Genomic DNA, 24,854 nt, shown 5'->3' with positions numbered 1-24,854 from the left:
TGTTGTAAAAGATGTATAATTAATATTGATAATGATTCTCAATAATTGCGATACTAATAATCATTATTAAAAACTTTGGCAATGGTTTTTTAACGAAAAAGTACATTTTTTTGGTGTTTTTGATATGGATCAAACAAGAAGAGACATTTTTAAAGCTTTTGGTGTGACTATGGGGGTGTTTTTGCTTCATGGATGTGACAGAAAAAGTACGACTCAGGAGCTTTTTATCTGGGAAGGATATGCCCTTGGTGCAGACAGCAGTATTCAGCTATATGGGAATGACAAATTCGAATTTGATGCTGTTATTCAGGATGCTGTAGAATTAATAAAAAGACTGGAAAAAATATTCAGTCTTTATGATCCTACTTCAGAAATTTCAAGGTTGAATGAGGCTGGTAAAATTGATCATGCATCACCGGAAATGATCGATCTTATTAATGCATCAAAAGAAATGAGCAGGATTACCAAAGGCGCATTTGATATTACAGTGCAACCATTATGGAATTTCTATGATAGATATTTCGCGGGCGATAGATCAAGTGATTTTGATGTGGAAGTTTCTAACATATTGCCCCTGATTGGATCAGACAAAATACATATTGAGGGATCATCCGTATCATTCGAACGTAAAGGTATGGCAATTTCATCAAATGGAATAGCACAAGGATATATTACCGATCAGGTGTTAAGTTTACTGAATGATCGTGGGTATAACCATGCGCTGGTGGATATTGGCGAATATGGGGCCACTGGGGCGCAATATGACGGTTCCCCATGGCGCATTGGTCTGCTTGATCCATTTGATCAGATATCTGTGGCGGATGTTGTGGATTTTCATAAAGGAGGGCTTGCCACATCAGGGGGGTATGGCACCGTGTTTGAAGACAGCGGCGAAAACCATCATATCTTTAATCCTGCAACGGGGTTAAGCACAAGAAGTTATGCTTCTGTTACGGTTCTGGCTGATGATGCAACGACTGCAGATGCACTTTCAACGGCGTTTTCCGCTATGACTATGGATGATATCAAACGTGTTTCTGAATTGGTACATGCAAAAGTCAGATTAACCATGCGTGATGGTGAAGTAGTCTGGATTTGACCACCAAGGCAATAAATGCCCTGTAATTTTTATCTTGAAAAAATAAAAAATTATTATAATACAAAGAGTTAGGTGATAATGGTGTTTGGTACATATCTTGCATGGTTTGTTTATTGATTATAACGATAAACAAACTTAACAAGAAATGGACATGATATGGCTTTTTCCGTTAACACAAATGCGAGTGCGTTAAGCGCGCTTCAAAACTTAAATCATTCCACGATGGAGCTAGAACAAATTCAAACCAGAATTAATACTGGTTTAAAAGTAGCCAGTGCAAAAGATAACGCTGCCGTATATTCAATTGCACAGAAACTACGTGGTGATTTACGGGGCTATAATGCCGTAAAGCAAAGTATTGACCGTTCAATTAGTACGGCGGATATTGCGCTTGCGGCCGCAAGTTCCATTTCGGATTTACTTATTGAAATGAAGGAAAAAGCAGTTGCCGCCGCTGATGCTGGTCTGGATTCAGAAAGCCGTACAGCATTATCACAGGATTTTAACGCTTTACGTGATCAGATTACGACAATTGTTGCCAATGCAGAATTTAACGGAACCAACCTTATTGACAGTGGGACAGATGAACTTGTGGCCATTACAAGTCCGGATGGGCAGCAAAAAGTGACTATTGCTCACGAAAACCTCACTTTAGGTGGCGCGAATGTAGTAATCAGTGCGACCCAATCAATCACGACAATCACGGATGCTACGGCGGCGGTTACCGATGTTGACGATTCACTTGCCAATGTGAATGCAGTGCTGACACGCTTTGGTGCGGGCAGTAAAACGCTTGAATCCCAGAAAGTATTCGCTGAAAAAATTGCCGATACAATTGAAGTAGGTATCGGAAATCTGGTGGATGCTGATTTGGCAAGGGAAAGTGCGAACTTACAATCGACGCAGGTGAAACAGAACCTTGGCGTTCAGGCGTTATCAATTGCAAATTCGGCACCGCAGTCCATTTTGAACTTGTTTGGATAGTATTGATCACAAAGCCGTTATTTGATCTTTTTAGCCTTTTGTAATAACGTAACATCATTATGCGCAAGGTTCGGGGAGGTTCCTGCGTATAAAATAAAAATACAAAGGGAGATCAAATGGGTGGACAGGGACGTGTTGCAACAACGATTAATAATTTTAAATCTGTCTTCGAAAAAGAAGGCGCGGCGTTCATTTGGTCGTTTTTATACTTCTTTTCCATTCTAACCGCTTATTTTATTTTAAGACCCATTCGTGATGCAATGGGTATCGCGAGTGGTGTTGGTTTCCTTCCGTGGTTATTCACAGGAACCTTTTTTGTGATGCTTGGTGTGATGCCGATTTATGGTGCGTTGGTATCACGGTTTCCGCGGCATAAATTTATCCCTTATGTATATATTTTCTTTGTCCTGAACATATTGTTGTTTTGGTATTTTTTTGCAAATGACATTCGCATGGATGTTGTTGCACAAGTGTTTTTTGTATGGCTTAGTGTATTTAATGTGTTTGTAGTGTCCGTATTCTGGAGCTTCATGGTTGATATTTACAAATCCGGTGACAGTAAAATGTTATTCGGCATGATTGCATCAGGCGGGACGATCGGCGGAATTGTCGGGCCGATTATAGTAACCTTTTTAACCGGCACAGTGGGGACGGATAGTCTTTTACTGATATCTGCAGGTGTTCTGGTATTTTCGGTTTTTTGTGTTCTTAAGCTTGTCGGCTTGCGTAAGGATGACTTGGCAGGGACGCAAACTGATAGTGAGAAAGCTATTGGTGGGGGCATGCTTGGCGGGGTCACAGAAATCCTAAAATCCAGATACCTGATGGGTGTTGCGACAATGGTGTTTATATTGTCGTTAACGGCGACGATCGCTTATTTTCAACAAGGCGATCTTATCTATAATGCATATTCGGATACCGATGAACGGGTGAAAATATTTGGAATGATTGATTTATATGTATCAATCGGTGCCTTGGTTTTTCAGCTTTTTATATCAGGTCCATTGCTTTCCAATTATGGGGTTAAAGCAGGGATCATCATTTTACCGATTATAACGGTTGTGGGATTTGCACTACTGGCTATTTCACCGACTATTGGTACTTTTATTATCTTCCAAATATTTAGACGTGCATCTGAATATGGTATGTTTGTTCCAAGCCGTGAAAATATGTTTAGCGTGGTGACAAGAGAACAAAAATATAAATCAAAAAATTTCATCGACACAGTGGTTTTTCGTGGCGGGGATGTGGCCAATGGATGGGTATATAATTTGTTGAATTCCGGCATGGGAATGTCAATTGCGAAAATAGCAGCCATCGGCGTGCCAATAGCGGCTCTTTGGGGTATACTCGGTTGGAAGCTTGGCCGGTCTCATGAAGAACAAGAAACAAAGCAGATGACAGAATAAAAAATTCAAAATGTATGGAGAGAACAATGACTGACTTAACAAGAAAAGAATTTCTTAAATTGACGGGTGCAGCGGCAGCAACGGGTGCGCTTGCGGCAACGGGACTTGGTGCATCTGTTGCAAATGCGCAAAGTTCTGACCTTTTACACCGTCCGATCCATTCAAGTGGTGAAATGATCCCAGCCGTTGGCCTTGGGACAGCGATGACGTTCGGGGATTTAAGTCAGGATTTTAATCAGCGCAAAAATGCGATTGCGGCATTATTCCGTGAAGGGGCAACTGTTATTGATACATCACCAACTTATAGCAATGCAGAACAAGTTGTTGGTCGTGCGCTTGATGAACTGGGCGCGCGTGATAAATGCTTCCTTGCCACAAAAATAAGTATCATGGGCAAGCAAGAGGGGATTGATCAAAATAATAAATCATTCGAGGACTTGAGAACCAATAAAATGGAACTATTGCAGGTTCATAACTTAAAAGATACGGATGCACATCTTGATACCATCAATGGCCTTCGTGAAGAGGGGAAAGTCAAATATGTCGGGATTACTCATTTCAGGGATAGTTTAAATGATGAGGCTGCAAAGGTTATTGAAAACAATAAAATTGATTTCATTCAATGCCATTATAACCTGCTTAATCAATCCATCGAAAATCGTGTGCTTCCTGCGGCGCGTGAACATGGGGTGGCGGTTATGGTCAATGTTCCGTTTGCCCGTGGCAGATTATTTGGCCCAACCGCTGGCGCAGGTATTGAAATTCCGGAATGGTCAAAAGATTTCGGGGTAGATAGTTGGGGCAAGTTCTTCCTTAAATATATTCTGGGCCGAGAAGAAGTAACGGTGATTATTCCGGGGACTGTCAATGATTATCACGTAGTTGATAATGTTGGCGCTTTACGTGGCCGTCTTCCGACAGAGACAGAACGCAAAAGAATGGTTGATTTCATCGAAGCACTTTAATTTAAAAGAAAACAGTTGTAAGAATGGAAAGGCGTGGTTTATCCCACGCCTTTTTTAATGAATAAGAGCAGGGTAATGAAAAACCAAGGTAAATTTTCCATAAGGCTGGAAAATAATAAATACGGTGTAAAAGGTAAAGCATCGTATGTATTTGACAATCCTATTGATATTATCACTGCGAAAACACCTGAAGAACTTAAAGCGTCACTCAAAAAAATAAAATCATTATTATCTGATGGGTTTTATGTGGCCGGATTTATCAGTTATGAAGCGGGACTTTGTTTTGAAGATAAATTGAATGCGTTGTTGCCTAGCAATCTTAAAACCCCATTATTGCAGATGGGGGTGTTTAAAGTACCTGAAATATTGAATGCTAAAGACACAGATGATTATTGGAAACAGTATGACGATGGTTTTTATTCATTGCAGGAATTATCATTAAGCAAAAACCGGGATGCCTATAAAACAGATTTTGACCAAATACAAAATTACTTGAAATCCGGTGATATTTATCAGGTTAATTATACCCAAAAAGCAGATTTTAAGTTTGAAGGGAATGCCAGGTCATTTTTCGCTGCTCTTAGAAAGGCGCAGCAAGTTGAATATGGAGCCTTTATTGAAACGGATGATTTAACTGTTCTTTCGTTAAGTCCTGAACTGTTTATTCGTAAAGATGGTAATGAATTAACCGCAAAACCAATGAAGGGAACTGGGCCGCGAGGCAGGAACGCCGAAGAGGATATTATTTTCAAAGACAGGCTTTCTAATTCAGAAAAGGATAAAGCAGAAAACCTGATGATCGTTGATTTGTTACGCAATGATTTATCCAAAACGGCGAAAGCGGGAAGCGTTAATGTTCCCAAATTATTCGAAGTAGAAAAATACAGAACGTTATTTACAATGACATCCACGGTTAAAGCGGTGGTTGCTGATAATGTTCATCCAGTTGACGTCATGACATCAGTTTTCCCGTGCGGATCGGTTACCGGGGCGCCGAAAATAAGGTCGCAGGAAATAATTGCCGAACTGGAAAAACGAGAGCGCGGTATTTATACAGGTGCGATTGGATACTTTTCACCAGACGGTGATATGTGCTTTAGCGTACCCATTAGAACATTAACAATTGATGCAGACGGGTGCGGGGAACTCGGAATCGGGGGCGGCATTGTCGCGGATTCAGAGGCGGAAAAAGAATATGATGAATGTTTGTTAAAGGCATCATTCGTCACCAAAGAGCATCCTGATTTTGATTTGATAGAAAGTCTTAAATGGTCCCCGAATGAAGGGTATCCTTTTATTGAGCAACATTTAACCAGATTACAGAAATCGGCTGATTATTTTTCGTATCAAATTAATATTGAACAAATACGACAAGAATTAATGGAACATGCCGAGTTTTTATCATGTGAGGATGATGAATATTTTAAAGTTCGTCTGTTAGTATCATCAAGTGGCAATATATCGATAGAATCTCGGATGATGAATTCCTGTGTTGATACCGACCTGATAGTCGTTCTTTCTGATGAAAGGATAAATAGCAATAACACTTTGCTGCAACATAAAACCACTCTGCGTGATTTTTACCAAAAGCAGCTTTTGAAATATAAAGAAAAATATGGCTGTCATGATGTGATTTTTCAAAATGAAAATGGTGAAATCACGGAAGGAAGCTATACGAATATCTTTGTGAAAAAGGGCGAAATATTATATACTCCCCCCGTTAATTGCGGGTTGCTCGGTGGTGTTTACCGTGACTATTTGCTGAAAAGTCAGCAATTTAAATGTATTGAAAAACCGCTTTACATCACTGATATAGAATCGGCGGATGAGGTTTATGTCGCAAATGCGGTTAGAGGGCTTCAAAGGGTTAATTTTCAATTAATGATGGATTAAATTTAATCGAAATGGTTAAAATTTGATCAATTTTCAAAATTTTTATTCTTTATTTTCAAATACTTATATATTTTATTGAAATTAATCATTTTACGAAATGTTAATATGTTTTGTGCATAATTACATCTAATCGTAGCAATTGATTTTAGTTGTTTTTTTAGTATTCAGTTTTGGGCATTTCAATCGTTACATGAACATAAACCGTATCGCGGGGTAAAATTATGCGTGTATTAGCAGTGACATCACAAAAAGGTGGTTCAGGAAAAACAACATTAAGTGGCCATTTGGCTGTTCAGGCGGAACTTGCGGGTCCAGGTCCGGTAGTACTTGTTGATACTGATCCACAGGGAAGTTTAACAGCATGGTGGAATGAGCGTGAAGAGCCGACACCTGCATTTGCGCAGACAAATGTTTCAAGACTTTTGTCGGATCTTGATCAATTGCGTGAACAGGGTTTTAAATTGGCGATTATTGATACGCCACCGGCCATTACCCTCGCTATTCAAAGCGTTATTGCGGTTTCAGATTTAATTGTTATCCCGACGCGTCCAAGCCCGCATGATCTTCGTGCTGCTGGTGCAACGGTTGAACTTGCGGATAGAAGCGACAAGCCATTTATGTTTGTTGTTAACTCTGCTACCCCTCGTGCAAGAATTACTAGCGATGCTGCAATCGCGCTTTCACAGCACGGAACAGTCGCACCGTCTGTTATTCACCAACGTACGGATTTTGCATCAAGCATGATTGACGGCAGAACCGTTATGGAAATCAATCCCAAATCAAAATCATCGCAAGAGATCGAAGGTCTTTGGGAATATGTCAATGACCGTCTGGAAAAGAATTTCAGAAGAATTGTATTCCAGCATCAAGCAAGTCAATTAAGACGTGCACCTGCACAAGCAGCAGGATTTGGTCGTCGTCAAGTAGAAGCATAAGTAAAGGAATAGGCAAATGGGTACAGTAAAAAGAGAAGCACGCCTTTCTGGAATGTTATTGGCACGTAAAGGTACGGCAAAACCGGCGCATATTGATCATCATTTAAATGTTCAAGTAATGGATCAGTTTAAACAGGCGACTGAAAAGAAAACACCGGCAAGTGATATTAAGCAACATCAACCACTTGACCAAAATGAACGCTTGGCTGATGCGGTAAAAGAAATCAATAATTTAACGCAAAGACAGTATAACAAAGCTGTTCAAAGCGTTAGTAAAAAGCCACAGGCACTTGAAAGGGTCGCTGAACCTGTAAAGGCAGAAGTGGTAAAAGACGATAAAACAGTTTCTGCGGAATCTGCAAAAGCGTCAAAAAGAATTGCAATGACACTGCGGATGGAACACGAAGAACATCTAAAGCTTAAGATTTTTGCGGCTCACACGCGTAAAAGCTGCCAGGAAGTTATCTCAGAAGCTTTACAAAAATATTTGTGTCAAAGCGAAAAAATGTGTAATATGAGTGATTGTAACTGTTTAAAGTAAAAACAAAAATTAATATCAGTTAACTCGATTGGAATTTGATATGTTAAATGTCAAGGGATTTGGAAATACAAACTCAATCGGTAAGGGGGCAAAAATCAGTCGCCCGCTTGCTTTGGTTTCAATGTCATTTTTGATGTCTGCCTGTTCATACATGGGCTTCGATAGCGATAAAACAAGTGTATATAACGCAAGTGATGAATATACACCTGTTGAACGTGTTGAGGCTGGTTCTTCTTACGAAGGAACGGGATCGGTTCAAGTGGCAAATGCCAATAACAGCTTTCTAGTGCTTGCGCATGAAATGGCCGATAAGGGTGATCATTCAGCGGCTATTCCGCTTTATCGACGTGCCCATAGAATTCAACCTGATTCAGCGGCGCCGCTTGTCGGACTTGGTGATAGCCTTGCTGGTATTGGCCAATATAATGATGCGATTGAAGCGTATGAAATGGCCGTTAGCAAAAATGGCCAAAACACTGCCGCGTTAAAGGGACTTGGTTCTGCTTACCTTGCACTGAATAGACCGACACGTGCGCTTCCATATTTGCAACAAGCTAACCGCGTTAGCCCAGGTGATGTAGAAGCCATGAGCTCACTTGCGATTGCGCTTGATATTCAAGGGCACCGCGATGCATCACTCGAAGTTTATAAAGATGGTCTTGCACTTGACCCGGACAATCTGAAGCTATTGAATAATTATGGTTTATCTCTTGCTTTGCAATCACGTCATGACGAAGCCATTTCAGTATTGAAACAGGCTGCGCAGCACCGTGATGCTGGTGCGAGTCATCGTCAAAACCTGGCTATGGCATATGCGCTATCCGGTAACGAAATAATGTCTGCGCGTCTTCTATCCATTGATAGTGGGCCTGAGCTTACAAATGAAAACTTGAATTATTACCGTATGCTGACAGCGATGCCAGCGGATGACAGGTTTGATTCTGTTCTTTCGCAATCTGGTAATGACCAAACAGATCTAACGGATTCAGCAAACGAAGTGTTTAATGATGATGATAATGACCTGACTAAGGCGATTACGGTTGCGCGTCTGATGGAAGTACCACCAGAGCCGGTTGCGGTTATTGAAGAGCCAGAGCCAGAAGATGATGGTGTACCAGCATTATTGGGCCCAGAAGGTTGGGCGCTTCAAATTGCGGCATATCGTACAAAAGAAGAGCTTCGCCCGGGTTGGGAACAGCTTAAGAAGAAATATTTCGACATTATTGGCCACCTTGAGCCAAGACGTTCTGAGATTGATTTTGGTGACCGCGGTACATATCCAAGTGGTTTCTTCTATCGATTGAACGCTGGTCCACTTACAAGTTATGAAGAGGCACGCGTCGCATGTCAGAAAATTCAAGAACTTGGTACAGATTGTTGGGTGCGTCCACCTGAAATTAAAGAAGGTGATGTTCCGGAATCAGAAAGCGATAAGCGTCTTGCGGATCAATTTAAATACCGTGAAGAATTACCGCCACAGCCACAGGATGGCGCGCTTTAATTAGCGAGATTATATTAAAAAATAAGCCCGTATGATTTTCATCATGCGGGCTTTTTTAATGAGCTGTTATTTTATATATGAGTTATTGGCTTGCGTTCAGAATAGCAAAGATGGCGTCACTATTATCAGCACCGCGAAGTTTTTCACAAATGCCTTGATCACGAAAAACACGTGACACTTTTGCCAGTGCCTTTAAATGATCTGCGCCAGCCTCTTCTGGAACCATAAGCAGAAATACAAGATCAACTGGTTGGTCATCCATGCTATCAAAATTAATCGGTTTTTCGAGTTTTGCGAAAACACCGAATATATGGTCGAGTTCACCGAACCTGCCATGCGGAATAGCAACGCCGTGACCAACGCCCGTTGATCCCAAGCGCTCTCTTTCCATCAGGATGCTTGCTATTTCAAATGGTTCTTTTTCAATTTTTGAATTGGCTATAGACCCGAGCTCCTGAAGAAGTTGCTTTTTACTGCTGGCCTTCAGGTTCGGGTATATAGTTTCTAGACTGATTAAATCTGAAATATCCATCCAGATGCATACTCATACGTTGTTAATAGGATTATGATGTCTTAGGGTCGATCCACCCAATATTACCATCCGGACGGCGATAAACGACGTTAATGCCGCCGTGGCCGCTGTTTCGGAACATTAGTGTTTGTAGCTCACCCAGATCCAGACGCATCACAGCATCACTCACTGTTACTTCAGGAATGTCCATATCCATTTCAGCAATAATCATTGGTGTTGCTTCACCATCACCCTCATCAGCAGGAGCGTCATCGTTTACATTAAAGACGTTATATTGCGCTTTAAATACGGCGTTGAGCTCTTCTTTATTGCTGCGTTCTTTGTGATGGTTTGTGATACGGCGCTTGTAACGGCGTAATCTGGTTTCTAACTTGTCTGCTGCTGAATCAAATGCTGCATATATTTCTGTCTCTTCTGCACTTGATTGAAGATATACACCGTGGCCGATGTGGATCTTGCAATCTGCACGGAATAAATGCGCCACTTTTGTCAGTGTTACATCACCTTCAATAGTGTGACTGATATATTTTTTAACACTGCCTTCTAGACGTGCTTCCACGTGCTCAGTAAGTGCTGCGCCAACATCTAATTGTTTTCCAGTAACAGTAATTCTCATTGTAGTCAGTTCCTATCTCAGATAGCTCTGCATTAAGTGTATAAATACACCATCAAGGTCGCGGAAGTTAGTGTGTCATTGCCAATCTGTCAAGTTTTCACGATTTTTCCGCTTCTTCCATCGAGCTATTTCAATCTATAGCTTCGTTTTTCCTGTCCTTTGAGAGTTGTGCTATCTGTAAATGTCCCTCTCAAAAAATTATGAATAATCAAAGGGCAGGGTTTTTTATTCTTCTTCTTTTAACGGAAGATGGGATATTTAATGATTCTCTGTATTTTGCCACGGTTCTCCTTGCTATATCAATGCCTTCGGCCCTGACCAGTTCGACGATTTTATCGTCGGAAAGGATCTTTTTTGGGTCCTCGTCATCAATGAGTTGTTTAATTTTATATTTAATTGAAACGGATGAATGTTGATTGTCACCGTCCACAGATCCAATCGCGGTTGTGAAGAAGAATTTCATTTCAAAAATTCCTCTTGGGGTTGCGATATATTTGTTGGCTGTAACGCGACTCACGGTACTTTCATGCATTTCAATGGCTTCTGCGATGGTTCGCAAATTAATAGGGGCAAGATATTGAATGCCGTCATTTAAGAATTTCTTTTGTAATTTTACAAGCTCACTTGAAACTTTAAGAATGGTTTTCGCGCGTTGATCCAGCGCCTTTACAAGCCAGTTGGCTTTTGAAACACATTCATCAATATAATCTTTGTCTTCTTTCTTAAGCGGGTTTTCGCCCACTTCTTTAAGGTATCTGTTGTTTACAAGTACTTTCGGTAACGTGTCATTATTCAGCTCGACAAACCATTTTCCTTTTGGGGTTTGTTTGACAAACACATCTGGCACGACTGTGTAAACAATATCCTCGCCGTATTCTAAACCTGGTTTCGGGTTAAGAGATTTAATCTCTTCAACCATATCCAGGAAATCTTCCTTACTGACATCGCATAATTTACGAAGTTCACTAAGTTTCCCGTCACCAAGCATTTCAAGATTATCAAGGAATGTTTCCATTGCAGGGTCATATCGGTCAGCTTGTATTTGCTGAATTTTTAAGCATTCACTTAAACTACGGGCAAAAACCCCTAACGGTTCCATTGTCTGTGCGATTTTGAAAATGCGCTCGATATCGTCTTCTGAACAACCACATCTTTCCGCAATTAACGGTGTTTCTTCAGTGATATAGCCTGCTTCATCAGTCAACCCGATCAGATATTGAATGATAACCTTTTCATAGGGGGCGGCTTGTAATAATAAAAGCTGTTCTTCAAGATGCGATTTTAACGAAAGCTTGTCGGATTGTTTTTCATCAATACCTGTGTCACTAAAATCAAAACTTCCAGCGCCGCCAGTAATCATATTACTGCCGTTTAGACCCAGGTTTTGTTCCGGCACAGTGCCCATATTATCTGAAGAACTGTTGTCATCATACATTCCGCTAAAATCGGTATCCAGCGGTGTGTCACCATCAGTGCCAACAGGGGCGTGTTCCTGTAAGAAATCATCTGCAGTTTTTGGGGTTTGTTCCTGTCCGGCTGTTTCATCCGGATTGTTTTCGGGGGCTGGGGTATCACTGCCGTCAGATTTTTCCCCATATTCTAGGATCGGGTTTTGCGCAACTTCATCTGCGACAAAATCAACCAGTTCGGTACTGGAAAGTTGTAGCATTTTGATCGCTTGCTGCAATTGTGGGGTTAGCACAAGCGACTGTGTTTGTTTAATGTCAAGGCGTGGCGTTAATGCCATATATTAATTTTCCTCTTATAAACTGAAGTTTTCACCCAGGTAAACGCGTTTTACGTCTTCGTTTTCGACGATTTCTTCTGGTGTACCAGACATCAATACCTGACCATCATGAATGATATAGGCGCGGTCAATGATATCCAATGTTTCTCTTACGTTATGATCGGTAATCAGTACACCAATGTCCCTGTCTTTAAGGTGTGATACCAAATTACGAATGTCTGCGATAGCAATCGGGTCAATCCCCGCGAATGGTTCATCCAAGAGCATATATGACGGCCCTGATGCCAGTGCACGTGCGATTTCTGCACGTCTACGCTCACCACCGGATAATGCAAGCGCAGGTGATGTTCTGATATGCTGAATGGCAAATTCATCAAGCAAGCTTTCAAGTTTTTCAGCACGCTTTGCAGGATCAGATTCACAAATTTCAAGGACTGACCAGATGTTTTCTTCGACGGTCATGCCGCGGAAAATTGATGACTCTTGTGGAAGATATCCGATGCCAAGACGAGAGCGGCGATACATCGGCATTGGTGTAATATCATGACCATCAAGAAGAATACGTCCTGAATCAGGAAGCACCAAACCAACCATAGTATAAAAGCTTGTTGTTTTACCGGCGCCATTAGGGCCGAGAAGGCCGACGACTTCGCCTTTTCTGATTTGCATGGAAATGCCGCGCAGAACTGTTTTTTTGCGGTATTTTTTTTCGACTGCATCAACCACCAACCCTTCTTCAAGAGAAGACGAGTGATGTTCCGGTGTTGAAAGCTTTATTATTTTTTCCATATTTTTATTTTACTCATCAACTGATTAATAATATGTAAGCGTTAATCATATTTTTTCAATATCAGAAAATAAATTTTTTATTCACTCGGTGGGGTAAATTGTCCACTGACGCGGCCTTCACCTTGTCCCTCAACGCGGCCGCCATCCATTGTAATCTGACCAGTGGTTAAATTTACCTGTAATCGTGGGCTTTTTATTTGCCCTTCCGAATTATTAAATTCAACCTGACCGCCAAGCGTTATGATTTTTTCTGCAAAATCATAAACACCCCATGTGCTGCGAATTGTTTCTGTTGGTGAGGTAAGGACAACGTTTCCAGATGCATCAAGTCTTGAAATGGATGATGTACTTTCAGCATTGCTTTCCCCTTCATAGAAAACAGTAATACGGTCAGATACAAGTGACATATCAGACTGACTGACAACCACATTTCCCGTAAATAATGCAATATTTTCCTTTTGTTTTACTTCAAGGCGGTCCGCACTAATATCAACGGGGTTTTCAACATCATGTTCTTTTAATGCTGAAACCTGTGCGTATGATGCCATGGTCATCAATGCCGTTAACAATATGCTTTTAAGCCCCAAAAAAATATAACTGTTCATTCTAAAATAACTTTCTTAATTCCCAAAAAGATCAAGTGGTTTATTGGGATCAAAATTAATCTTTACATTACCGTTTAGTGTAATAATTTCTTCCCCCACATTGGCTTCGAAATTATTAGCGCTGAAACGGCCAAAAGATGCGATACCGGTAACCCCGTTTTTACCCGTCGCAATCTTATCTGAAATTATAAATGTTGCTTCTGTTGATCTTAATAGCAGCCCTTTTTCAGAAAGGATGGTGATTTCACCGCCAAGATCCATAATTTGTGTGCCCGTATTCAATGCACCACGCACGGCGTTGATTTCAATACCTTCGCCGGATGGTAGTGACATTTCAGCGATTAAATTGGTAAAGAAATAATCCGTATGTTCGTTCTCTTCACGGTATGCGCTTTCAGCGGAAATATTGACGGGATTATTATTCCTATCGACGTCAACATAGCTGGGTTTAATTAGTTTTGCTTTTTCATCGCGTTGCTCAAGGCGGTCAATAGCCAGTGTGAAGCTGTTTTCACGTGATGCAAGGATCGGGTAAAGGATCAAGCAAAGAAGCGCGATCAGGGTTAAAACCGGGATGGTTTTCTTTAAATTGTCAGCCCGATGTACCTGACGGTCGTTTTCATCGAATGAAACCGTTTCATTTGATTTAAGTATTTGATCCGGGTGTGTGCTCACTATATTTCAATGTCCAATATTATTTTGTCATAAAACCTGATGATTCTGCATTGTTAACGGGTAAATTTGGCAAAATCATGGAGCCCAAATAACATCCTTTAAATGTAGACCTTCTGAAGCCTTGCTTCAAGGTAAAAGCAATGATTTTTAGTTCGGAAAAAGCGTTTTTTAGCTATGGGCGAAAATATCTGTATTATCCCAACCCTTTAGGTCAAGTTCACAGCGTGTAGGCAAAAATTCAAAACATTTATATGCCATCTCTTTTCTACCGCTGACTTCGAGCATTTTATCAAGTTTTTCCATCATTTTATGTAAGTGATAAACGTCTGATGCCGCATATTCGAGCTGTGCTTGACTAAGTTCATCGGCGCCCCAGTTTGAACTTTGTTGCTGTTTTGAAATATCGATATTTAAGAGTTCACGCGTTAAATCTTTTAATCCGTGACGGTCGGTATAGGTTCTGACCAGTTTTGATGCGATTTTTGTGCAATAAACAGGGGCGACGTCCGCGTTAAGATATTTCTTTAATATGGCAACATCAAAACGAGCAAAATGGAATATTTTTGTGACCGATTGGTCTTCTAATAATTTAAGCAGATTTGGTGCTTCCGTTTGACCTGCGGCAATTTGTACAAGATGCGCATTGCCGTCACCGGATGATAATTGCACCAGACATAACCTGTCGCGATGTGGATTAAGCCCCATTGTTTCTGTGTCGATGGCGACTGCACCCGTGAACTTTACGTCTTCAGGCAGGTCGCCTTTGTGTAATGAAATTGCCATTGTTTTTCTCTTTTTTTATTTAAGTATCTATTATCAATATATTATTCGCAAGTGCAATATAGAAAAGATTTGTGATCATATTTGATTTGATGGGGGACTTCACCTATACTTTCGCTAGTTTATAATATTACAGGGAGAAATTTAATGAATTCGTTTGGTAAAAAAACTGTAATGATGCTTGGGGTGGTAGCGGCATCGGCAATGGCGTTTTCTGCTTCGGCGCAGCAGCAAAGGCCAAATTACGAAGGAAAAGCGGCCTTTGATGGCCAAACCCGTGCCCCAATAGCGAAGAAAAGTGCAAGATATGAACTCACCGATTTCGTAGTTGGACTTAACAGACCTTGGACGATGGCCCATATGCCTAATGGCAATATGCTTGTTACTGAAGTGCCGGGACGTATTCGCGTTGTTTCTCCAGATGGAAGTGTATCCGATCCAATTGAAGGAATGCCAGCCGTTCGCGCCTGGGGATCGCGCGGTTTAAATGATATCATTCTTGATCCGGATTTTGAAAATAATCGCATGATTTATTTTAGCTATCTTGCGGCACCAGATGGCTATGAAACGGATAATTCCGATGAGGCATACCAAAAATCAGGGCAGGAACGCCAAGAATGGAATGCGCTTTCCCGTGAAGATAAGGCCGCTAATCCATGGGGGAGTTGGCGTGTGGCGAGTGCAATGCTTACTGCTGATGAGAAAAGCCTGTCAGATGTAAAAGTAATTCTTGAAACTGTTCCTAGCCGAATGGCATTCGATGATGACGGTAAGCTATTGATCACGACACAACGTAAAAGCCCAATGGGATCACCAAATTTAAAAGATACCCTAGGCATGGTTCTTCGTCTTAATACAGATGGTTCGGTACCAAGCGATAATCCATTCATTGGCAATGATGATGTAAATGATATGGCGTACGTTATCGGCCTTCGTAATTCAAACAGTCTTGCGAAGAACCCAAACACTGGCGATTTCTGGGTGGCTGATCAAGGTGGAACGACAGGCGATGAAATTAACGTATTGGCCGCCGGTAAAGATTATGGATGGCCGTATGTTGCATATAGTCCGATGCCACGTGAGAGGGAAGAAGGTGAAAGTGGCACAATGAAAGATGGCACAGAGCAACCCATTTATTTCTGGGATCCGTCACTCGCACCGTCGTCTATGATGTTTTATACAGGCGACATGTTCCCGCAGTGGAAAGGAAACCTGTTTTTGACGGGGCTGTCATCCATGCATCTGTCACGTTTGGTGTTAGTAGGTGACCATGTAGCCGGGGAAGAACGCCTTCTTGATGAGCCGGGTCACCGTCTTCGTCATGTAAGTCAGGGTGCTGATGGTGCGATTTATGTTTTACAAGATGTGCCGAATAGAAAAATTTTAAAAATCACAGCACCAGTAGAAGAATAAAATCTCTTTAGAATAATTCAGAAAAGGCATTTTGCGGATTATGCAAGATGCCTTTTTTGTTTTTAGGTTGAGAATCATATATACTCTTTCTCGTAATAATCTAAGGAAGGAGGAATTATTATGACATCATTATTTGAGAGATTAGGTGGTGAAGACGGTATAGTAAAAATTTCCAATGACATTGTTGAAAACCATAATGTTAACCCATTGATTAAGGCGCGATTTGAAAGCAGTGACCATGATAAGTTAAAAAAGATGGTTTCTGATTTTTTCATTACAGGTTCAGGTGGCCCTGCTTGTTACGAAGGCGAAGGGATGCTCGCGGTTCATAAAGGAATGAACATCAGCGATAATGAATATATGGCTGCTGTGGATGATGTGATGAAAGCATTGGATAGCAATGGTATCGGGGACCAGGAAAAATCTGAAGTCCTTTATATTTTTTATCAGTTAAGACCGGAAGTGGTCGCTGTTTAGAGACGTATTCTCGTTAATAAAGCTTCTTTAATGTTTTTGTAATTCATGTTAGTGCTTAATGAATTAAAAAAGAAATTAGGGAAGAAAAATGAATTTGTCGACGCTGGATATTGGAATCTTTGTCGCTTATGTCGTTGGATTAATATTGATAGCGACACTGGTTTCCAGAGAAAAAGTAGGCCACGAAAAAGATACCAAAGATTATTTCCTTGCGGGTAATTCATTAACATGGTGGGCGATCGGTGCGTCATTGATTGCTGCCAATATTTCGGCTGAACAAATCATTGGAATGTCGGGGTCTGGCTATGCGCTTGGGCTTGGGATCGCTTCCTATGAATGGTTGGCGGCGATTACACTCATGATCGTTGGTAAGTTCTTTTTGCCAATTTTCCTTAAACATCGCATTTATACAATGCCGCAGTATCTGGAAAGTAGATACAATCATGATGTTCGCTTGGTAATGGCGATTTTCTGGATTGGGGTTTATATTTTTGTCAATCTGACATCTGTCTTATGGCTTGGGTCACTTGCCATTAATACGGTGGCGGGTGTCGATATTTTCTATGGGCTTTTATTTCTTGGTGCATTTGCGGCTGCATACTCATTATATGGCGGGCTAAAAGCAGTGGCTTTTACTGATATCATTCAAGTGGTATTGCTTGTGATTGGTGGTCTATATTTATCCTACACGACATTGAATATGATATCTGATGGCAATGGCGTGATCGCAGGTTTTGTTTCGTTGACGGAAACGGCGCCGGAAAAATTCGACATGATCCTGTCTAAAGATAATCCGTATTATAAAGACTTGCCGGGCATTACTGCCTTGATTGGTGCAGTGTGGGTGTTGCATTTTGGTTATTGGGGATTTAACCAGTTTATTATTCAGCGGGCGTTAGCGGCCAAAAGCATTCAGGAAGCGCAAAAGGGGATTGCTTTTGCGGCAGTTTTAAAAGTTATTATGCCGATTATCGTCGTTTTGCCGGGTATAGCAGCATTTTCATTGTTCCCTGGTCTTGATACTTCGGATCAGGCGTACCCACAATTAATGACCTTGATGCCGGCTGGTATGCTTGGGCTTGTATTTGCGGCATTGGTGGCGGCGATTGTATCGTCACTGGGTTCCATGACAAACAGCATTTCGACCATTTTTACCATGGATATTTATAGTTATTATAAGCCGGAAAAAAGCCAACATCATTATGTGTTGGTTGGGCGTTTGGTCAGTTTTTCATCGCTGATTATTGCGATGATTGCGGCAAAACCACTTCTTGGAAATTTTGATCAGGCGTTTCAGTATATTCAGGAATATACCGGTTTCTTTACACCGGGGATCGTGGTGATTTTCTTGCTTGGTATGTTCTGGAACAGAACGACACCTGCAGGTGCGTTAGCGGCGGCGATTGGATCATTCGTCGCTTCCGTCGTCTTTAAAGTGTTATGGCCGACAGTGCCGTTCCTGGATCGGATGAATTTTGTGTTTTTCATTTGTTTGGGGCTTGCTGTTCTAACATCATTGATGGTGAAAGAAGAAAGTGATCAAGTCCATACAATGGAAAAAGCAGATTTTCATACATTAAAAAGTTATAATATTGTCGCTGTGGCGGTCTTAATCGTTATATCGGTTATTTATATTACCTGGTGGTAAAAAGCTAATGTTTAAAGGCATAAATAAAATGGTTGCCAACAACAATGTAACCGATTACATTTCGGGAAATTGTTAAGGATTGAAATTAATGAAACTTGATTTTGTGATATTTGGTGGTGTGGGTGATTTATCGCTCAGAAAATTACTGCCGTCGCTTTATTATTTATATCGCGATGGCAATATGCCTTCCGAATTTCGCATTTCCTGTGTTTCAAGAGCCGCGAAATCACATGAAGAGTTCATAGGGCTTGTTAAGTCCAAGCTTAAGGAATTTGTCGGGGATGATTTTGATGAGGTTGTCTATGCTGATTTTGCAAATAACCTGATTTATAAAAAAGTCGATCTTTCAAGCGATGAGGATTGGGTAGGATTAGCAGATTGTCTAAATATTCAAGCTGATACTGACAGAGAAATAATCTATTACCTATCTGTACCGCCAACAATGTTTGCGCCAGTTTGTGAACAAATTAAATCGCTTGAATTAAACCCTTCATTTTCAAGATTGGTTGTTGAAAAACCGCTTGGTGAAGACGTAAAAAGCGCGCAAGAAATCAATGATCTGCTAAGCCGCACATTCGATGAAAAACAAATTTTTAGAATTGATCATTATCTGGGTAAACCTGCCTTGCAAAAAATACTGGAAATCAGAAATAATTATCCAGCATTGGAACGCAGATGGAATAAAGATCATATTAAACGCGTTAATATCACCGTTTCTGAAAAAGTCGGTGTTGAAGGGCGTGTTGAGTTTCTTGATCGTGCCGGTGTGCTGCGTGATATGGTGCAAAACCACTTAATGCAGATTTTGTCATTGGTTGCCATGGATTTGCCAGATGAAATGCAGGCGGATTTGATCAGGGATCAAAAGGTTGCAGCGGTTAAAAGGCTTTCCGTCATTGATGAAACGAACGTCAATCAGTTAACCGTTAAAGGGCAATACATCGCGGGTGAATTGGATGGGGGAAGTGTGCCAGGATACCTCGATGAAATAAAAATGAAAAATGAGAGTGCAGCGGGAACTGGTGAAACATTCGTTGCCATCAAAGCATACATCGAAAATGATCGATGGCAGAATGTGCCGTTTTATTTGCGTACGGGTAAAAGGTTATCCGAAAGAAAAGCTGAAGTGGAAATTATTCTTGAAAATGATCAAAAACTTTTCATTGAAATTCAGCCGGAAATTCGGTTTAGAAATTTATCACATATTAATGATCTTCAAATAAATGAAAAACTGGTCGCGGACGATATTCGGGTGCCGGAGGCTTATGAATTTTTAATTCATCAAATCATCAAGGGGGATCAGACCTATTTTGTACGTGATGATGAAATCATGGCGTCATGGAAGTGGATTGATGCCGTTAGAGCTGGATGGGCCACAACAAATCAACAGATTGAAAATTATAAAGCAGGCTCAAATGGGCCAACACTGGATTAACAATGAAAAATATATCAGTAAAAAAATATGAAAATCGTGAAAGCCTGATTAATGATTTAAACGACGAAATTATTCAGTCTTTGAATAATGGTGTTTCTGAAAATAACAAGGCATCAATGCTGCTATCTGGTGGCACTACACCGGGCCCATTATATGAGAAATTGTCAAAAGAAACCCTCGATTGGGATAAGGTTTGGTTTGCGCCAACCGATGAACGATGGGTTGCACCTGATCATGATGATAGTAATGAAAAATTGATCAGAAATATGCTTTTGCAAAATAATGCATCATCCGCAAATTATGTCGGGTTAAAATCATCACCCGATAACCCGCGTGATGGACAGCCGAAAACAGAAAACAAACTGGCCACATTTCCTGCGCCAATTGATGTTGTATTAATTGGCATGGGTACTGACGGGCATATGGCATCACTTTTTCCGGGTGTTCATGACACCATAGTTGCAATGGACGAGGGGAATGCTAATAGGTGTGCGCCGATTGTTCGTGGAAACGGCGAAGTAGACCGTATTTCAATGACGTTAAACTGTATCCTGAATTCAAAACAAGTTATTTTGTTTTTCTATGGTGATGAAAAATTAAAAGTATTTGAAAAGGCAAGTTTGGGTAAAACTGATGAACTGCCTGTTAGTTATTTACTTAATCAGGATAAAGTGCCAGTTACACTATATTGGGCGGAATGAATTGTCATATTGACATCATCAATGGTTAGTGTTGAACTGGAATAAAAGAAATAAAATGGGGAAGATTGAATGACTTCTGAATTATTGGTTGCAGATATTGGCGGCACAAATGTCCGTTTCGCGATTGCATCAATCAATGACGAAAATGACATAAGTTTGAATAATATCAACATGTGTCCAACGGAAAACTGGTTATACCTTGAAGATGCGGTGAATGATTATTTGTCGCATGTTGGTAAAAGGCCTGCGCGTGCATCCATTGCTTTTGCAGGGCCGGTAAACAGTGATCTTGTAACCATGACCAATGGAACATGGGAATTTAAACAATCGGAATTGGCAAGTTATCTGAACATGGAAGAAGTTAAGGTCATGAATGATTATTGTGCTCATGCCTGTTCTATGCCGCTTTTAAAAGGGGATCAACTTGTTCAAATCGGTGGTGGTGAGGTTGCCGAAAACGGTAATATGGTTGTGCTTGGCCCCGGAACAGGGGTCGGTGTTGGTGCACTTGTTTCAGTTGGTGATAAATGGAAGGCCGTCGCTAGTGAAGGTGGTCATGTAGGCTTTTCAGCAAGTGGTGACCTTGAAAAAGAAATTAACAGAATTATTGCTGATGAATATCACCGTGTCTCTATTGAAGAAATGGTTTCCGGGCGTGGGATCAGCAATATTTATTATGCGCTTGGCATCATAAACGGCACTCATAATTTAAGGCTGCATCCTGCTGAAATTAACAAGATGGCGTCGGATGACAATGACCCCGATAGTGTGCAGGCGATCAAGATATTTTCAGGTATGCTCGGTAGTTTTGCAAGCGATATGGCAGGGACCTTTAATGCGACCGGTGGCGTTTATCTCGCTGGCGGCGTTTTGCCCAAGCTTAAAGATTTCTTCCTCGACAGCAACTTTAGAGAAAAATTCGAAGAAAATGAAAAGCTGCCATTTGTAAAGGATATTGAAACACACCTGATTATGGAAGAATATCCGGCGCTATTCGGTGCGGCGGCATATTATTCCGGTATGTTCCTTTAATCGCTGCTTAAATCCAGAAGCATAATATTTCTAAATTCTGTCGGATGGCTTTCTGCTTGTAATGCGATGTAGCCCTCTGTAACAGGCATGCCATCTTTCATCGGGTGTGCTGGTTGTTCACCGTCATTTCCATCGGCAACCGGTTTGAAATATTCCAGCACCAATTCACCGTTAATATATTGGCGGATATATTCATCGCCTTTTACCTCTAACTCAGCTGTAACCCATTGATCACCATGGTATGTTTTTGATGTTGAATCAAGGCAATGTTCTTTTTCAAACTTACCATGAATTGTGATGTGGGTGCCTGGTGTACATACATTTCCTGTATGGCGTTCTTTACCATCATTTAAACCACCAAGTAGTTGGAATTCTAATGATACCGGCCAGCCATGATCAATTTCCATGCTTTCTGGTGATTGGGTGTGGAACATAATGCCGTTGTTGCGTTTTGCCCAGTTTGGCGCACCTTTTATTTGTTCACCAACAAAACGATATTCAAGTTTGATTTTATAATGGGAATATTTTTCTTTATAGAAAATATGGCCGTATTCACCGTTAAATTCGTCATATTCATCATAACTTGCGACCAGTTTGCCGTCTTCTACGCGGAATGTATTTTTATAATTTTCACCGACCTTTGATCCACTGAATTTTACGGTCCAGCCATCAAGGTTTTCACCATTAAAAAGTGAAATCCAGTTTTCATCAGCCTGTGCGGTTAATGCCATCGATGATGAAAGAGCTGCAGTTAAAATTAAGTTTCTGATCATTTCGCGGGTCCTGTACTTTGTCTTGTTATTAGCTCAAACGGGAGCAGTTTATATTTTTGTTTTAATTCTTCTTCACGCATGACTTTATAAAGCATGGTCATGGCCGTTGTGCCGAACTCTTCGGCAGGTTGTGAAATCGTAGTAAGGGGCGGGTCACAAAATTCTGCAAAGCTGATATTGTCAAACCCTGTTATGGAAATATCATCGGGCACGGAAAAGCCGATTTGCTTGGCCCGATGAATAGCGCCGATAGCCATTTCATCATTCATGCAAAAAATAGCGGATGGGCGCGGGAACATATTAAATATTTTTTCTGCGGCCTCGACACCGGATTGGATTGAATAATCACCATAGGTTACTTTTGAAGTGTCAAAATGAATGCCTGCTTTTTCCATTGCCTTTATATGACCTGATAGACGATCATTGGTAATTGAATGTTCTTCCGGTCCGGAAATGACAGCAATGTTTTTATGACCCAATGAAATCAGGTGATCGGTCATATCTTCGGCGGCGGAAATGTTATCAAGCTGCACTGAGGGTAGATCTGTGCCGCGCACGCAATCACATGCATTTACAATCGGGGCTGTGATTTTATTCTGGTCTTCGAACGGAATATGACTATCCAGTTGAATGATCCCGTCAGCCTGTGACGTGTTTACCATTTTGGTATATGTGATTTCACGTTCCCGCATGCCTTGGGTGTCGCCAAGAAGAACGGAATAACCCAGTATCTGCGCCTGTTTTTCAATGCCGCGAATAACACGTGAAAAGAACGGGTTTGCAATGTCGGGCACAAGTACAACGATGCTTGATGACCTGCGGGTGCGGAAATTCCGCGCCAGAACATCCGGTTTATAATCTGTTTCTTCGATTGCTGCGTGAACTTTTTTGCGGGTTTTTTCGGTTACTTTATCAGGGTGGCTTAACGTACGAGAGACCGTAGCGACAGACACCCCAGCCAATTTTGATACGTCACGAATTGTTGCCATTTTTATAAGTCCTGAATTATCAGTTTCCAGATTTAATTTCATTATAGCATACAATTATAAATTTGGCTTGCCAATTAAAATGTAATTGATTACATTTTTTTATCACACAAAATATAGAATCGAGAAAAAACATGGCTGAAAAAAGTGTATCCAGACATCGTCGAATAAAAATGGGTATGGTCGGTGGCGGCCCGGGTGCCTTTATCGGTGAAATACACCGAATGGCAGCACGACTTGATAACCAAATTGAATTGGTCTGCGGTGCATTCAGCAGTAACCCCGAAAAATCAAAACAGGCTGGTGCTGACTTATTTCTTGATCCTGCGCGTGTATATGATGACTTTCATCAAATGATGGAAAAAGAAGCCGCCCTTCCGGAAGGGGAACGCATGGATTTCGTCGCCATCGTTACACCAAATCATATGCATTTTCCACCTGCAGAAGCCGCATTAAAAGCTGGCTTCCATGTTATGAGCGATAAGCCTGCGACATTAAGTTTGGAAGAGGCGGTAAAATTACGGGGTATCGTTCATGAAACAGGACTGCTTTATGGCTTAACCCATACCTATCTTGGTTATCCGATGGTCAAACAAGCGCGCGCAATGGTGAAAGACGGAAAACTTGGTGAGATCAGAAAAATCCTGGTGGAATATCCGCAAGGATGGCTTTCACAATTTGAAGAGGGTAACGAAGATAATAAACAAGCCGGTTGGCGTACTGATCCGTCCCGTTCTGGTGTTGCAGGTGCGATGGGGGATATTGGAACCCATGCTCATAATTTGGCGGAATATATTTCCAACCTAACGATGACACATGTGTGTGCCGATTTGAATATTTATGTGGACGGTAGAAAACTTGATGATGATGGTTCGCTCTTATTCAGAATGGATAACGGTGCATCGGGCACGTTAACCGCAAGTCAGGTTTGCGCTGGCGAGGAAAATGCACTTAAAATTAAGCTCTTCGGTGAAAAAGGTGGGCTTGAGTGGGAACAAATGAAACCGTTTGAACTTAAGTACAAGCCATATGGTGATGTGATGCAAATCATCACGGCGGGGGTTGATAAATCCAATTTATATGCGGAGGCACATGCCGCATGCCGCACACCGTCCGGTCACCCGGAGGGATATCTTGAGGCATTCGCAAATCTATATACCGGGTTTGCAGAAGCCATTCGCGCCTATGACGGTGAATATCGTGGTGCTGACCTTATCGGTATTGATGAAGGGGTTCGCGGCATGGCGTTTATTGAAGCCGTTGTTGGTAATTCCAATTCGAATGAAAAATGGTCGGAAATAAAGGTTCAGGGATAACA

24 protein-coding genes are annotated in these 24,854 nt (G+C 41.2%); 15 read left to right on the top strand and 9 right to left on the bottom strand.

Annotated elements, in window-relative coordinates; all coding sequences use genetic code 11:
* Positions 1–124: 124 nt before the first annotated feature.
* From KW060_RS10930 to KW060_RS10895, 8 genes are all read left to right on the top strand, one after another.
* Positions 125–1,099, top strand: a complete 975-nt coding sequence (locus KW060_RS10930) for an FAD:protein FMN transferase (RefSeq protein WP_249034862.1) — start codon at positions 125–127, stop codon at positions 1,097–1,099.
* 156 nt (positions 1,100–1,255) lie between these two features.
* On the top strand, positions 1,256–2,083 hold the full coding sequence (locus KW060_RS10925; RefSeq protein ID WP_249034861.1) for a flagellin: 828 nt from the start codon (positions 1,256–1,258) through the stop codon (positions 2,081–2,083).
* A 116-nt stretch (positions 2,084–2,199) separates the two neighbouring features.
* Positions 2,200–3,492 carry an NTP/NDP exchange transporter gene (locus tag KW060_RS10920; RefSeq protein ID WP_249034860.1) on the top strand — a complete coding sequence of 431 codons (1,293 nt, stop codon included), beginning with the start codon at positions 2,200–2,202 and terminating at the stop codon, positions 3,490–3,492.
* A 26-nt stretch (positions 3,493–3,518) separates the two neighbouring features.
* Positions 3,519–4,457 (top strand): aldo/keto reductase, encoded by a 939-nt coding sequence (locus KW060_RS10915; RefSeq protein ID WP_249034859.1) that lies wholly within the window; start codon positions 3,519–3,521, stop codon positions 4,455–4,457.
* A gap of 75 nt (positions 4,458–4,532) precedes the next feature.
* Positions 4,533–6,350: an aminodeoxychorismate synthase component I gene (pabB, locus tag KW060_RS10910; protein WP_249034858.1), complete on the top strand. Its 1,818-nt coding sequence runs from the start codon at positions 4,533–4,535 to the stop codon at positions 6,348–6,350.
* 221 nt (positions 6,351–6,571) lie between these two features.
* A complete protein-coding gene (locus KW060_RS10905; protein WP_249034857.1) occupies positions 6,572–7,285 on the top strand; it encodes a ParA family protein in 714 nt (237 codons plus the stop codon).
* Positions 7,286–7,301: 16 nt separating this feature from the next.
* A complete protein-coding gene (locus tag KW060_RS10900) occupies positions 7,302–7,826 on the top strand; it encodes a hypothetical protein (protein WP_249034856.1) in 525 nt (174 codons plus the stop codon).
* A gap of 40 nt (positions 7,827–7,866) precedes the next feature.
* Entirely contained in the window at positions 7,867–9,327 is a 1,461-nt protein-coding gene (locus KW060_RS10895) for an SPOR domain-containing protein (RefSeq protein WP_249034855.1), read from the top strand.
* Between the two features lie 82 nt (positions 9,328–9,409).
* Here the strand turns inward: KW060_RS10895 and ptsN are convergent, their stop codons facing one another.
* From ptsN to KW060_RS10860, 7 genes are all read right to left on the bottom strand, one after another.
* Positions 9,410–9,859, bottom strand: coding sequence for a PTS IIA-like nitrogen regulatory protein PtsN (gene ptsN / locus KW060_RS10890; protein ID WP_249034854.1), 450 nt, complete (start codon positions 9,857–9,859; stop codon positions 9,410–9,412).
* A 31-nt stretch (positions 9,860–9,890) separates the two neighbouring features.
* On the bottom strand, positions 9,891–10,475 hold the full coding sequence (gene hpf, locus KW060_RS10885) for a ribosome hibernation-promoting factor, HPF/YfiA family (protein ID WP_249034853.1): 585 nt from the start codon (positions 10,473–10,475) through the stop codon (positions 9,891–9,893).
* Between the two features lie 208 nt (positions 10,476–10,683).
* On the bottom strand, positions 10,684–12,222 hold the full coding sequence (rpoN, locus tag KW060_RS10880; protein ID WP_249034852.1) for an RNA polymerase factor sigma-54: 1,539 nt from the start codon (positions 12,220–12,222) through the stop codon (positions 10,684–10,686).
* A 15-nt stretch (positions 12,223–12,237) separates the two neighbouring features.
* Entirely contained in the window at positions 12,238–13,011 is a 774-nt protein-coding gene (gene lptB, locus KW060_RS10875) for an LPS export ABC transporter ATP-binding protein (RefSeq protein ID WP_249034851.1), read from the bottom strand.
* Positions 13,012–13,088: 77 nt separating this feature from the next.
* Positions 13,089–13,616 carry an LptA/OstA family protein gene (locus KW060_RS10870; RefSeq protein WP_249034850.1) on the bottom strand — a complete coding sequence of 176 codons (528 nt, stop codon included), beginning with the start codon at positions 13,614–13,616 and terminating at the stop codon, positions 13,089–13,091.
* Between the two features lie 15 nt (positions 13,617–13,631).
* On the bottom strand, positions 13,632–14,291 hold the full coding sequence (lptC, locus tag KW060_RS10865; RefSeq protein ID WP_249034849.1) for an LPS export ABC transporter periplasmic protein LptC: 660 nt from the start codon (positions 14,289–14,291) through the stop codon (positions 13,632–13,634).
* 168 nt (positions 14,292–14,459) lie between these two features.
* Entirely contained in the window at positions 14,460–15,074 is a 615-nt protein-coding gene (locus tag KW060_RS10860) for a ribonuclease D (RefSeq protein WP_249034848.1), read from the bottom strand.
* Positions 15,075–15,218: 144 nt separating this feature from the next.
* On the opposite strand from KW060_RS10860, the gene KW060_RS10855 reads away from it, so the two are divergent.
* The 6 genes from KW060_RS10855 to glk all read left to right on the top strand — a co-directional run bounded on the left by KW060_RS10855 (position 15,219) and on the right by glk (position 21,777).
* Positions 15,219–16,484 (top strand): PQQ-dependent sugar dehydrogenase, encoded by a 1,266-nt coding sequence (locus KW060_RS10855; RefSeq protein WP_249034847.1) that lies wholly within the window; start codon positions 15,219–15,221, stop codon positions 16,482–16,484.
* A 120-nt stretch (positions 16,485–16,604) separates the two neighbouring features.
* Positions 16,605–16,961: a group I truncated hemoglobin gene (locus KW060_RS10850; protein WP_249034846.1), complete on the top strand. Its 357-nt coding sequence runs from the start codon at positions 16,605–16,607 to the stop codon at positions 16,959–16,961.
* Positions 16,962–17,049: 88 nt separating this feature from the next.
* Positions 17,050–18,609 carry a sodium/sugar symporter gene (locus tag KW060_RS10845; RefSeq protein WP_249034845.1) on the top strand — a complete coding sequence of 520 codons (1,560 nt, stop codon included), beginning with the start codon at positions 17,050–17,052 and terminating at the stop codon, positions 18,607–18,609.
* An 88-nt stretch (positions 18,610–18,697) separates the two neighbouring features.
* Positions 18,698–20,044: a glucose-6-phosphate dehydrogenase (NADP(+)) gene (locus tag KW060_RS10840; protein WP_249034844.1), complete on the top strand. Its 1,347-nt coding sequence runs from the start codon at positions 18,698–18,700 to the stop codon at positions 20,042–20,044.
* A 2-nt stretch (positions 20,045–20,046) separates the two neighbouring features.
* Positions 20,047–20,745, top strand: a complete 699-nt coding sequence (gene pgl / locus KW060_RS10835; protein ID WP_249034843.1) for a 6-phosphogluconolactonase — start codon at positions 20,047–20,049, stop codon at positions 20,743–20,745.
* 69 nt (positions 20,746–20,814) lie between these two features.
* Positions 20,815–21,777 (top strand): glucokinase, encoded by a 963-nt coding sequence (glk, locus tag KW060_RS10830; RefSeq protein WP_249034842.1) that lies wholly within the window; start codon positions 20,815–20,817, stop codon positions 21,775–21,777.
* Here glk and KW060_RS10825 read toward each other — a convergent pair.
* Positions 21,774–22,550, bottom strand: a complete 777-nt coding sequence (locus KW060_RS10825) for a 3-keto-disaccharide hydrolase (RefSeq protein ID WP_249034841.1) — start codon at positions 22,548–22,550, stop codon at positions 21,774–21,776. The genes glk and KW060_RS10825 overlap by 4 nt on opposite strands.
* Positions 22,547–23,539, bottom strand: coding sequence for a LacI family DNA-binding transcriptional regulator (locus KW060_RS10820; RefSeq protein ID WP_249034840.1), 993 nt, complete (start codon positions 23,537–23,539; stop codon positions 22,547–22,549). Before KW060_RS10820 ends, KW060_RS10825 begins: the two co-directional genes overlap by 4 nt.
* 131 nt (positions 23,540–23,670) lie before the next feature.
* Here KW060_RS10820 and KW060_RS10815 point away from each other — a divergent pair, with 131 nt between their 5' ends.
* Positions 23,671–24,852, top strand: a complete 1,182-nt coding sequence (locus tag KW060_RS10815) for a Gfo/Idh/MocA family protein (RefSeq protein ID WP_249034839.1) — start codon at positions 23,671–23,673, stop codon at positions 24,850–24,852.
* Positions 24,853–24,854: the final 2 nt, after the last annotated feature.

The sequence above is a fragment of the Pseudemcibacter aquimaris genome, assembly GCF_028869115.1.
In the GTDB taxonomy this organism is placed as follows: Bacteria; Pseudomonadota; Alphaproteobacteria; order Sphingomonadales; family Emcibacteraceae; genus Pseudemcibacter; species Pseudemcibacter aquimaris.
This window is presented reverse-complemented; position numbering and strand designations above follow the sequence as displayed.

Coding starts and splice junctions, on each gene's coding strand:
- ptsN (WP_249034854.1), bottom strand. CDS start 9,859: ATGGATATTTCAGATTTAATCAGTCTAGAAACTATATACCCGAACCTG.
- glk (WP_249034842.1), top strand. CDS start 20,815: ATGACTTCTGAATTATTGGTTGCAGATATTGGCGGCACAAATGTCCGT.
- lptB (WP_249034851.1), bottom strand. CDS start 13,011: ATGGAAAAAATAATAAAGCTTTCAACACCGGAACATCACTCGTCTTCT.
- KW060_RS10815 (WP_249034839.1), top strand. CDS start 23,671: ATGGCTGAAAAAAGTGTATCCAGACATCGTCGAATAAAAATGGGTATG.
- KW060_RS10825 (WP_249034841.1), bottom strand. CDS start 22,550: ATGATCAGAAACTTAATTTTAACTGCAGCTCTTTCATCATCGATGGCA.
- KW060_RS10840 (WP_249034844.1), top strand. CDS start 18,698: ATGAAACTTGATTTTGTGATATTTGGTGGTGTGGGTGATTTATCGCTC.
- pgl (WP_249034843.1), top strand. CDS start 20,047: ATGAAAAATATATCAGTAAAAAAATATGAAAATCGTGAAAGCCTGATT.
- pabB (WP_249034858.1), top strand. CDS start 4,533: ATGAAAAACCAAGGTAAATTTTCCATAAGGCTGGAAAATAATAAATAC.
- KW060_RS10850 (WP_249034846.1), top strand. CDS start 16,605: ATGACATCATTATTTGAGAGATTAGGTGGTGAAGACGGTATAGTAAAA.
- KW060_RS10915 (WP_249034859.1), top strand. CDS start 3,519: ATGACTGACTTAACAAGAAAAGAATTTCTTAAATTGACGGGTGCAGCG.
- KW060_RS10900 (WP_249034856.1), top strand. CDS start 7,302: ATGGGTACAGTAAAAAGAGAAGCACGCCTTTCTGGAATGTTATTGGCA.
- KW060_RS10855 (WP_249034847.1), top strand. CDS start 15,219: ATGAATTCGTTTGGTAAAAAAACTGTAATGATGCTTGGGGTGGTAGCG.
- KW060_RS10905 (WP_249034857.1), top strand. CDS start 6,572: ATGCGTGTATTAGCAGTGACATCACAAAAAGGTGGTTCAGGAAAAACA.
- KW060_RS10895 (WP_249034855.1), top strand. CDS start 7,867: ATGTTAAATGTCAAGGGATTTGGAAATACAAACTCAATCGGTAAGGGG.
- KW060_RS10820 (WP_249034840.1), bottom strand. CDS start 23,539: ATGGCAACAATTCGTGACGTATCAAAATTGGCTGGGGTGTCTGTCGCT.
- KW060_RS10930 (WP_249034862.1), top strand. CDS start 125: ATGGATCAAACAAGAAGAGACATTTTTAAAGCTTTTGGTGTGACTATG.
- KW060_RS10870 (WP_249034850.1), bottom strand. CDS start 13,616: ATGAACAGTTATATTTTTTTGGGGCTTAAAAGCATATTGTTAACGGCA.
- KW060_RS10920 (WP_249034860.1), top strand. CDS start 2,200: ATGGGTGGACAGGGACGTGTTGCAACAACGATTAATAATTTTAAATCT.
- KW060_RS10845 (WP_249034845.1), top strand. CDS start 17,050: ATGAATTTGTCGACGCTGGATATTGGAATCTTTGTCGCTTATGTCGTT.
- KW060_RS10925 (WP_249034861.1), top strand. CDS start 1,256: ATGGCTTTTTCCGTTAACACAAATGCGAGTGCGTTAAGCGCGCTTCAA.
- rpoN (WP_249034852.1), bottom strand. CDS start 12,222: ATGGCATTAACGCCACGCCTTGACATTAAACAAACACAGTCGCTTGTG.
- hpf (WP_249034853.1), bottom strand. CDS start 10,475: ATGAGAATTACTGTTACTGGAAAACAATTAGATGTTGGCGCAGCACTT.
- KW060_RS10860 (WP_249034848.1), bottom strand. CDS start 15,074: ATGGCAATTTCATTACACAAAGGCGACCTGCCTGAAGACGTAAAGTTC.